At 76.4% G+C, this 9,961-nt stretch carries 10 protein-coding genes and 1 pseudogene; all 11 read right to left on the bottom strand.

Annotated elements, in window-relative coordinates; translation table 11 throughout:
- Positions 1-570, bottom strand: a pseudogene (locus GTW67_RS37470) (hypothetical protein); the annotation flags it as partial.
- Entirely contained in the window at positions 558-2,012 is a 1,455-nt protein-coding gene (locus GTW67_RS05350; protein ID WP_161163638.1) for a coiled-coil domain-containing protein, read from the bottom strand. The gene GTW67_RS05350 and the pseudogene GTW67_RS37470, both read right to left, overlap by 13 nt.
- The gene (locus GTW67_RS05345) at positions 2,009-2,659 is read right to left on the bottom strand and encodes a 4Fe-4S single cluster domain-containing protein (protein WP_161163637.1); all 651 of its coding nucleotides are present in this window, start codon (positions 2,657-2,659) and stop codon (positions 2,009-2,011) included. The genes GTW67_RS05350 and GTW67_RS05345 overlap by 4 nt, the downstream gene beginning before the upstream one ends.
- Positions 2,656-3,756, bottom strand: a complete 1,101-nt coding sequence (locus tag GTW67_RS05340; protein ID WP_202436847.1) for a protein kinase domain-containing protein — start codon at positions 3,754-3,756, stop codon at positions 2,656-2,658. The genes GTW67_RS05345 and GTW67_RS05340 overlap by 4 nt, the downstream gene beginning before the upstream one ends.
- A gap of 2 nt (positions 3,757-3,758) precedes the next feature.
- Positions 3,759-4,598 carry a protein phosphatase 2C domain-containing protein gene (locus tag GTW67_RS05335; RefSeq protein ID WP_161163635.1) on the bottom strand — a complete coding sequence of 280 codons (840 nt, stop codon included), beginning with the start codon at positions 4,596-4,598 and terminating at the stop codon, positions 3,759-3,761.
- Positions 4,595-5,365 carry a vWA domain-containing protein gene (locus tag GTW67_RS05330; protein WP_161163634.1) on the bottom strand — a complete coding sequence of 257 codons (771 nt, stop codon included), beginning with the start codon at positions 5,363-5,365 and terminating at the stop codon, positions 4,595-4,597. Before GTW67_RS05330 ends, GTW67_RS05335 begins: the two co-directional genes overlap by 4 nt.
- Positions 5,358-5,588 carry a hypothetical protein gene (locus GTW67_RS05325; RefSeq protein ID WP_237518678.1) on the bottom strand — a complete coding sequence of 77 codons (231 nt, stop codon included), beginning with the start codon at positions 5,586-5,588 and terminating at the stop codon, positions 5,358-5,360. The genes GTW67_RS05330 and GTW67_RS05325 overlap by 8 nt, the downstream gene beginning before the upstream one ends.
- A gap of 195 nt (positions 5,589-5,783) precedes the next feature.
- Positions 5,784-6,908 (bottom strand): macro domain-containing protein, encoded by a 1,125-nt coding sequence (locus tag GTW67_RS05320; RefSeq protein WP_161163633.1) that lies wholly within the window; start codon positions 6,906-6,908, stop codon positions 5,784-5,786.
- Positions 6,909-7,003: 95 nt separating this feature from the next.
- A complete protein-coding gene (locus tag GTW67_RS05315; protein WP_161163632.1) occupies positions 7,004-7,690 on the bottom strand; it encodes an RES family NAD+ phosphorylase in 687 nt (228 codons plus the stop codon).
- A complete protein-coding gene (locus GTW67_RS05310) occupies positions 7,690-8,406 on the bottom strand; it encodes a hypothetical protein (RefSeq protein ID WP_161163631.1) in 717 nt (238 codons plus the stop codon). Before GTW67_RS05310 ends, GTW67_RS05315 begins: the two co-directional genes overlap by 1 nt.
- Positions 8,403-9,961: CHAT domain-containing protein (locus GTW67_RS05305; protein WP_161163630.1), on the bottom strand; the 1,559-nt coding region annotated here is incomplete at its 5' end. The genes GTW67_RS05305 and GTW67_RS05310, both read right to left, overlap by 4 nt.

Genomic DNA, 9,961 nt, shown 5'->3' with positions numbered 1-9,961 from the left:
GCCGGGGGCCGTGTGGCCTGGTGTGCCGTGCGGCGCGCCCGACCGGGCGCCGGTGGCCGTGTGGCCCGGTGTGCCGTTCGGGGTGCCCGCCCCGGCGCCGGGGGCCGTGGAACCCGGTGTGCCGTTCGGCGCGCCCGCCCCGGCGCCGGGCCCCGCGTCGCCGGGGGCGGCGGGGCGGGTGGCCTGGGGGGCGTTCGGCGGGAGTCCCGCCACCAGGCGGTCGAAGCGTTCTGCGTGGCCCGGGACCGGGAAGGTGAGTCCGGCGACCGGGTCCCACCAGCCGACGACTTCCGCGCCGCGCAGTTCCAGCACTCCGGCGACCACCTCGCGGAAGGATGCGGGCCGGTCCTCGAACCACCAGCGGTCCCTGACCTGCCCGTTCAGGATCACCTGGCGCCCGCGCCGCAGCTCCCACCCGAGGGAGACCGCCCACAGCGGCATCATGCCGTCCGCGGCGGCCGGTTCCCCGTCCCGGCCGGCACCGCCCCGCTGCCCGGCGCGTTCGGCGGGCGGCGGACCGCCGACGCCGTTCGCGCGCTTCTCCCAGCCGACCGTGCTCACCGGCTCCACGTCCACTCCTCCGCGCCGGGCAGCTGCCGTGCCTGCCGCGAGGGCGGTTTGCCCTGCCAGGTGAGTTCGCCGGGGACGAAGCCGTCCTGTCCGCCGACCGCCTCGTGCACCCGCTCCAGCAGGTCCTCCGTGCGGTCGCACACCGCGCCCTCGGGCGCCGGATCGAGGGCCACGTCGGGCTCGCCGTCCACGTGGTACACGAGGACGGGCGTGCCGCCGGTGTCCGTGGCGATCGTGGTCTCGTAGCTCGCGCCGCTGGGCCGTTCGAAGCGCAGGACGAGACGCTCGCCCTGGTCGTCGCCGCCCAGGAAGGCGAAGCCCTCGCCGAGCATGGCGTCCTGGAGGGCCTGCCCGAGGTCCATCCGCCGGGTGTGCGCGAGCTGGAGCTCGTCGAGTCGCGCCTCGGCCTCGGGGAGCAGTTCCTCCAGCGCGGTGACCGCCGTGAGGGCCTCGGTCGCCGCGCCGGCCGCGAGGGGCCCGGTGACGGCGCGCAGGGCCTCCTCGATCCGCCCGGCGAGTTCCGGGTCGGCGAGTTCGCGCGCGTCCTCGGCCGCGTCCTCGGCGGACCGGTGCACGACGTCGAGCCGGTCGGCCGCCTCGCCGAGGGCGGCGGCCAGGCGCTCGCGTTCCGCCTCCGCCGCGGCCTCGTCCGCGGCGGCCTGGGCGGCGGCGCGTTCCTCGGCCTGCCGCCGTGCCTCGCGCACCTGCTGTTCGCGCTGCCGTTCCGCCTCGACATGGCTCGCGGCGGTCGCGGCGTGCCGGGTCAGCGCGTGCTCCATCGTGCCGAGCAGCGCCTCGAAACGGGTCCGGCCGTCGGGACCGGCCGAGGCGCGCAGCCGGTCGAGCAGTTCCAGGCACCGCTGCCGGCCCTCCGCGTCGTGCTCGGCGGCGTCCGGGCCGATCCCGGCCAGCCTGCGTTCGAAGCCGGCCAGCACGGCGCCGGGGTCGGTGCCCCGGCCGGTGTCGTCCGTCCGCCGGTCCAGCAGGACGACGCGGCCGCGCAGTTCCTCGATCGCCCCGCCGAGCTGTTCGGCCCGGCCGATCCTGCCGCGCAGGGTCTGCAACTGCTGTTCCAAGGCGCCCAGTTCGGCGGGCGGCGCGCCGTTGCCGGAGGTGCGGACGCGGGCGAGCAGGTCGCGCACCTCGTCGAGGCGGCGGGCGTCGGCGCCCGCCTGCTCCTGGCCGAGCCGGGAGGCGTGGGCCTGCTGTTCGGTGGCGCGCCGGGCCGCGAGTTCCCGCTGCCGGCGCTCGGCCGCGGCCTTCGCCCGTTCCCGGCGGGCGGCGGCCTCCCGGGCCCGCCGGGCGGCGATCTCGGCGCGCTCCTTGGCGCGCTGGGCCTCGCGGCGGCGGCGTGCCGCCTGCTGTTCCCGGCGCCGCTGCTCCTCGCGCTGCCGGTAGGCGGGGGCGACCGTGACGGTGCTGTACTTCGGTGATCCGCTCATGCTTCCCTCCGTGCCTGGGTGTGCAGCACGAAGCCCCGCGCCGCGAGTTGTTCCTCAAGTCCCTCCCGGAATCCGGGGGTCGGTGGCACCCCGGCCCAGGAGAGCGATCCGTCGGTCTCCAGCGAGAGTTCGACGCCCGCGCTGGTGTCGGGCTCGTCCGTCAGGTGGGCGTAGCGGTCGGTGAGGGCGACGAGGCGCTGGTTGGCCGAGCCGCGCCAGCGCAGAGCGGCGTGGCGGGCGGCCACGTACGGGCCGTCGACGAGGAGGTCGAGGCGCCGCAGCAGGGCCTGTTGACCTCGGTCGCCCCGGCGCAGGGCCTCGTGGCGGAAGCCCGAGTACGCCATCGCGCCGAACCCGGGCCTGCGCGCCCGTACCGCGTCGAGCAGCGCGGCCAGCGGGGCGGCCTGGCTGAAGGGCTCCCCGCCGGAGAGGGTGACGCCCTCCACGTCGGGCAAGGAGCAGAGCCAGTCGGCGAGTTCGGCCACGGTGTACGCGGTGCCGCCCTCGAAGGGCAGGGTCTCGGCCGCCACGCAGCCCCGGCAGCGCAAGGGGCAGCCCTGGACCCAGATCACGGCGCGGTTCCCCGGGCCGAGGACGGTGCAGTGGTCGAGTCTGCGGGCCACGGAGAGCAGGGGTGTCTCGGTCATGGCGTCCTCGTCTCCTCGTCCCGGCATTCGGCCAACTCCGCTGCCGCGGCCGTGCGTTCCGTCGTCCCGGCGGCCCGTTCGGCTCTCTCGCCGGCGCGTTCGGCCAGGTCGCACCAGGGGCACCAGGGCCGTTCCACGGTGTGCACGTGCCGGGGGTCGCTCCGGCAGGCCCGCAGCCGCCCCGGGGCCGACTCGGCGGCCAGCGCCTCGGCCCAGGCCGACGCGGAGGGCCGTACGCCGCCGAACGCGGCGCGCAGCAGGGCGGCGAGCCGGCGGGGCAGCAGGTCGACGGGCGGCGCGGAGCGGGGCAGCAGCACCGACGTGCGGTCGAGGAGGCGGCAGCGGCCGTGCAGGACGTTGTCGTCGTAGGAGCGGTAGTCGCCGCCGTCCGCGGGATATCCGGCGAAGGGGTGCAGTCCGTCCATCAGCAGCTGGTGGATCAGGACGGCCAGCACGAAGTCGTCCGAGGTCCGCCGCGGCGGGGTGCCGGCGGGGGCGCCGACGCGTTCGGGCGCCAGGTAGCCGGGGGTGCCCATCCGGCCCGGGAACAGTTCGCCGCCGTCCGTGAACTCCCAGGAGTCCACGTCGGCCATGCCGACCTCGCCCCGGTCGTCCACCCACAGGTTGTCGGGCTTGAGGTCGCCGACGACATAGCCCTCGGCGTGCAGGTCGGCCAGGAGCCGGGCGAGCGAGAGGGCGGCGGCCAGCGCGGTCGCCCAGGTGGCCCGGGGCAGCAGGGCGCGGCGGGCGGCCGGGGTCAGCAGGTGCGTGAACGGCCGGTGGGCGTGGCGCATGTCGGTCATCACGTAGCCGTCGACGCCGTCGGCGCCCGGGCCCGCGGTGCGCACCCCCACCATCGGCCAGGCGACCCGGACCGGCGTCGCGGAGAGCAGCCGTACGGTGCGCGGTTCGCGGCGCTGGCGGACCAGCCTGGCTATGCGGCGGCGGTAGGCGGCCGGATCGGGCGGGTCGGGTACGAGCTTGGCGACCAGGGGGCGCGCGTCGTCGACGCCGTACACGACTCCCTCCGAGCCGCTGCCGATCCGCTCGGTCAGCCGCCATTCGCGTCCGTTGCCGGACACCACCGTGAGGGCCATCGTCACCTCCCGTCGGTCAGGGCGCACAGCACGGTCAGGTCGTCGCCGGTGCGGGCCGCGCCGGGCCCGCAGAGCAGGGCGCGCAGGGGTTCGGCGTCGCCTCCGTTGGCGCGGAGGGTGGCGGCGAGCCCGCAGAAGAACCGCTCCGACGGCAACGGCCCCGCCTCCGGGGGGAGTCCGCGTACGGAGGGGTGGTCGAGGGTCAGCGCGGTGCAGCCGTCCGTGGCGAGGACGACGCCGCTGAGTTCCGGCTCCCACACCACGAACGACCGTGCGCGCAGCGCGGCCCCGGGCGAGGAGAGGAACACGGGCCCCGGGCCTCGGGGTTCGGGCGGCGGCAGGACGAGGTGGCAGCGCTCGGCCGGTTCCGGCTCCGCCGCGGCCACGGTCTCCCGGGTGAGCAGCGTGCCGAAGCAGTCGCCGACCGAGACGAACGCGGCCCACGGCGGCCGGACGACGGCGGCGGCCAGGGTGGCGGCGAGGGCGCCGGCGTCCACGGGCTCCGCGTCCGGCGCGTCCGCCGCGTGGGGCGGTGCCGTCGCCGTCAGGACGGCCGTCACCGACCGCAGGTACTCCGCGACCACCCGGGCGCCGGCCGCGGCGATCCACCGGGTCCAGGTCTCCGGGGAGTCCTGCGGGCCCGGGGCGTCCTCGGCCAGCACCCGGCAGGCCGTGTCCACGGCGAGGTGGGCGCCGAGCGCGCTGCGCTCCCGGCCGCCGGCGCCGTCCGCGACGGCGAGGACCGCGCTGTCGCCCAGGTCGACGGCCTTGAAGGCGTCCTGGCATCCCAGTCCCGCCGCCAGGTGCCCGGTGCCCTGGACGGCGGCCCCCGCGACGATCACTGGTATCTCTCCTCCAGCAGTTGCAGCCGCCGCTGCCGCTCCGCCAGGGCGGCCACCTGGCCGTGGATCTCGTCGGCGGCCTGGTCCGGATCGCTGCGGTCCGAGCTCTGGAACATCAGCTCGAGGATCCGCTCGAAGCCCTGCTCCTCCAGCATCAGCGTGGCCTTGGGCGCCAGCACCCGCAGAAGGTCCAGGTCGGCGCCGCGCACGCCGACGGCCTGGAACACGCACTCGCCCCGCTCCTCGCCGCGGCGCACCTTCGCCGCCGTGCCGGCCAGGGCGGCGGGGTCCATCCTCCGCCCGTCGGCGTCGCTCGGCGCGCCGTCCGTCAGCACCCACAGGAACGGCCGCCGCACCTGGACGCGTTGCGCCTGGAGCGCCCGGTAGCGTTCCCGGGCGAGGTCGAGCGCCGTCTCGACGGCCTCCGTCATGCGGGTGAGCCCGGACGCCTCCAGCCGGGGCGGGCGCATCCGGTCCACCGGCACGAAGAGCCGGTCCGCCGTGGTCTCCCCGGCCGGCGCCAGCGTCTCGCGGACCGGGTCGAAGACCCGCACCCGGGAGTCGAACGCGATCAGGCAGACCTCCACCCGCGCGCGCAGCCTCGGCTCCGCCCTGACGCCGGCGAACCAGCGGGCCAGTGCGTCGTTGAGTTCGTCGATGCGGGGGCTCTCCGCGGGCCGCCCCATGGAGGCGGACGTGTCGAGGAGCAGGACGACGGGCTGCCGTTCGTCGTAGCCCTCCGCGAGGCCGATGCCGTACTCACTCATCCCCGGCCCGCCCGTCCCCGGTCCCCGGCGCGGCCCGGTGGGCGACGAGGCTCCGCCGCTCGGTGTCCTGGCCCACGACGACCTCCGTTCCCGGCGGCATGTCCGGGGGGTCGGGGCGCATGCGCAGCAGCACGCCTTCGACCAGTACGTACGCGTCGGGCGCCGGCCAGGTGACGATCCGGCCCGGCGCCCCGAGAGCCCACTCCCGCATCTCGCCGCTCATGCGCCCACGGTAGGTGACAGCCCGTCAACTGTCCCTGGCAGAGCGGAAAACGATGGACCGTGCAACGCCTGACACCTCCTCGCGCCCCCGCGCACCCCTGCGGATCACCCTGCGCTCCCGTGCACGCTCACGCGCTCTCGTCCGCTCCTCCGCGCGCCCTCGCGCGGACCCGGGGCGCCCTTCCATTCAACCGGGTCACCCGGTCGGCCGCTGGTCGCGCGCCGGGCGGATCCTGGCCTGGACGCGCTCGACCACCGCCGCGGCCTCCGGCGTGCGCACCAGGAAGTGGACGTCCCACCGCGCCCCGCGCGCCAGTTCGGCCTCCAGGGCGGCCCACACGGCGGCGAGACTGACGTGGTACGGCAGCCCGCCGCGCCCCGAGCCGAGCAGCGGGAAGCACACCGAACGCAGCGGCGGGTCGTGCCGGTCGCGCTCCTGGGCCAGTACGGCCAGGGCCCGGGACGTGGCCCGGGTGACGTCGGCCGGCAGCACGTCGTAGTCGTTGGTGCCGGCCCGGGGCACGGCGACCGCCGCGTGGTAGATCCGCCGGATGCCCTGCGCCGCCAGGGCGCCCGGGCCGGTGGCGACCACCGTGCCGGGCAGCACCGCGCGGCCCGAGACGCCCTGCCGCTCCGCCCAGGCCCGCAGCTCGTCGCGCACCGGGTCGTCCAGGACCTCACCGGTCACCCCGCGCACGGCGGCCGCCCGGCGCAGTGACGCGGCGACCGACGACTTGTACGACTCGGGCAGCGCGAAGTAGACGTTGGCCGGGGAGACGATCACGTCCACGTCGCGCAGCAGGTCGGCGGGGTGCATGTGGAGGGTGAGCCGCACGTCCCGGCCGGCGACCCGGGCCGCCACCGAGCGGTGCGTGCCGGCGCCTCCGGCGTCGGCGGGCGCGGCACCGGGGGTCCCGGTCGTCGGCTCGGCCGTCGCCTCGGCCACCAGCAGCACGATGTGCTCGGCGATCTGCCCGAGGACCATCACCTCGTGGTCCTTGCGGAACCGCTCGACGCTCACCCCGTACACCGCGGCCGCCCTGGCGCGCCGGGAGGACGCGGGCCAGTCCCTGGTGCCCTGCGCCAGACCGAGCGTGTACTCGGCCGCGGTGCGCAGCGTGCCCGCGTCCAGGCGCGACACGGCGAGCCGCAGCAGCGCCTCGACGGCGGCACCCGGGGTACGGGCGGTACCCGCGCCCACCGCCTCGGCGGCCGGCTCCAGCGCGGGCAGCGCACGCCCGCGCAGCCGGACCAGGCCCGCGCGCCTGACCTCCCTGAGGTCGCTGTGAAGTGACGCGTGGTCAGGAGGAGTCGATGCCATGGGTTCACGATGGCACCAGGGTTCACACCCGGACAAGCGGGACGACCGGCCCCGGAACCGGGCCGGTCGTTGCGCTCGTCCGGGTCGTCGCGTCGTTACGGTCGTGCCGGCTTGGAGATCTCCGAACGGAGCGGTGCCAGCAGCTCGTTCGCCCGGTCGATGCCCGCGTCGGAGCCGAGGTCCGTGATCCCGGCGTCCGGCAGGACCTCCAGCGGCTTGCCGTCGCAGCCGGGGCAGTCGTCGACCCGGTCGTGGAAGAGCACCAGTGCCTGCCGGGGCCGGTTGCGCCGCGACTGCCACACCAGGCCGACGACATCCGGTGTCTGGGCGCGGATCTCGCTCGCCCAGCGCCTGGCCTGCGGATAGTTGCGCTCGTCCTCCAGGAGCGTGGAGTCCTGGCAGACGGCGGCCAGGTCCCGTTCCTCGATCAGTGAGACGAGACTCAGGTCGCACCGGGTGCGCAGGGCGCTCAGCGACCGTCCCCGGACCGTGATCCAGGGGATGTACCGCATGCTGTACCGAGGGTCGAACGGCCGTGAGCGCAGCACGCTCTCGGCCAGCGCCGTCGTCGGGTCGGCCGCCAGGTACAGGGAGTGGTACGGGTCCAGCACCGTGCCGTCGAAACGGCTGCCCGCCCGGTGGTCGTGCACGTCCGCGAGGTTCGGGTTGAACTCGTCCGGCGCGTAACGGGACTTGTGCACCCGCCACAGCTCCGTGCCCGCCGGGACCACCTCGCGGTTGGGCCGCAGCTCCAGCGGCGTCGTGGGGAAGAAGCCGGTCATCAGTCCCCCTCCGCCAGTGCCGTTGCCGCGCCGACCAGCTCGCCGTCGGGCAGCCGGCCCAGCAGCGACGCGGGTGTCCCGCCCAGCCAGCTGTTCCCGCTGAGCCACCAGGCGGCGGCGCCCCAGGGGTCGATGTCGGCGAGGAGCACGCGGTTGACCTCCAGGACCACCTCGCAGGGGCTTCCGTCGCCCGCGCCGAACTGGAACTCCGGGTAGTGGGCGCCCCCTTGGGCGTCCGTCAGTCTGATCAGCTCCGGCGGCGGTGCCGTGCCGCCGCACCGGTCCCGCGCCTCGTCGGCGGACAGGGCCGGTGCCCTCAGGAGCTGTTCCTGGGCGCTGTCGCCGGTGCCGGGGTCGTCGCCGTCGGCTCCGGGGGCCGGTGCCGGGATCACCAGGCGGGCCATCAGCTCCCGCGCGCCGGTCACCGCGGCCGGCCCGGGCGGCGCCGCCCCGACCAGGCGCGGGGAGTCCAGCGCGCGGCGCACCGGGTGGTCCAGCGGCAGTGGCAGCAACGCGAGCTGCACGCCCCGCACCGCCCTGAGCAGCGCCTTCCTGTCGTCGGACGCCGCGTCGGCGAGCGCGGCCAGCCTGCTGAGCAGCAGCGCGTACTGCTCGTCGTCGAGGGCGTCCCGGACGGTGTCCCGGTGCTCGCCGATCAGGGCGAGCAGCCCTTCCGCTCCATCGCCGCGGCCCTCGCCCGTGCCGTCGTCGTTCACGCGTCCCTCCCTTCTCCCGTGCCGTCCGTCGTGCCGTCGGTCATGGTCCGTGTCCTCGCTTCCCTCCGGCCGCTCCGGCCGCTCCGGCCCGGATGTCCCTGGTGGACGAAGGCGGCCCACAGCGGGATGCGGTCGAGCCCGGGCCGTCGCATCTCCCTGAGCAGTTCGCCGTCGAGCGAGCCCGGGTTCTCGCGGTGCGGGTCGAGCATCCACAGCTGTGCCGCCCTGAGCGCGTCGACGGGGCTGAGCCCGTCCACGGCCAGGTGGTGGTGGAAGACCGCCATGAGCAGCGCCGACGTGCTGTCCCTCGTGGTCCACCGCGATCCGACGACGTCCCGCGCCCCGCCGGAGACGAACGCCGTGGTGAGGGTGAGCGCCTCGTCGTGGTCGCGGGTGCTCAGGTCGGTCTCGCAGGCGCTCAGCACGACCAGCGGGCCGTCGGCGGCACCGTCCGCCGGGCCGTACCGGGGACCGGTCCGGTCGAGCAGCCGGGTCACGGTCAGCAGACCGGCGTCGTCGGCGTCCTCTGTGGCGTCCTTGGGAGCGTCCTCGGGGGCGTCCTCGGGGGCGGCCAGGCGCAGGGCGGAGACCGTGGGGCGCGTGCCGGCCGATCCGTGCGTGGCGACGTGGAGCAGCGACGCGCCGTCGGCGAGCCGGGTCAGGATCTCGTCCGGCGTACCGGCGCCCAGCCTCTCCGCGGGCTCGTCGAAGATCTCCCCGCACAGGCGTGCCTCCGGGTAGAAGGCGTCCCGCAGAGCCCTGACCTCGACGTCGGCGTGGACCAGGTCCATGGTCGGGTCGGCCACCAGCACGGGGGCGGCCGCGGGGTCGCGCGGTGCGCGCCGCACCGTACGCAGGAACTGGCCACCGGACGCCGCGTAGCTGATGACCGCCGTCTGGCACAGGTGGTCGTAGGGCGCCTCGGCCGGGAAGCGGGCGGCGTGCCAGGGGACGATGCCGAGGCGTCCGCAGGGCACCAGGACCGCCCGCAGCGGCCGGCCGTCGAGCCGGCCGGCGTCCGTGAGCCGTTCCTCGATGCCGGCGAGGACGGGGCCGAGCACCTGGAACGCCCAGTCGCACAGCGCCCCGAGGGCGTCCTCCCAGGCCTGCTCGGCGTCGGGGTCGGGTTCGCGGCCGGTGCCGGTGCCTGTGCCTGTGCCGCGTGCGTCCGCCGCGTCGAGGTAGCGCTCCAGCGGGCCGCTTCCGGTGCCGGACAGCAGGGGCAGCGCGCCCGTTCCGGCGCCGAGGTGCGGTCCGACCGCGATCACCATCCCGGGGACCTCGTCCTCGCCGGGGACCAGGTAGAGGAGCAGGTCCGCGCCGGCCTCGCCGACCGCGTCCGCGAGCTCGGCGAGGGTGGGGGTGGCGAGCAGGCCGCCGTCCTCCCGCCGGTAGCCGAGGGCTTCGAGGGCCTGGCGGCGCAGCGTACTGGGCAGTTCGCCGGGGACGCCCGCCTGTGCGGGACCTGTGCCGGGCGTGCCGCCGGCCGCGCGCCAGGCCTCGGCGAGTCCGGGGTGCCCGGCCGCGTCGAGCAGGTCGGGCACGGCCGACGCGG

Origin of the sequence: Streptomyces sp. SID5910 (assembly GCF_009862125.1) — a bacterium.
Taxonomy (GTDB): Bacteria; Actinomycetota; Actinomycetes; order Streptomycetales; family Streptomycetaceae; genus Streptomyces.
This window is presented reverse-complemented; position numbering and strand designations above follow the sequence as displayed.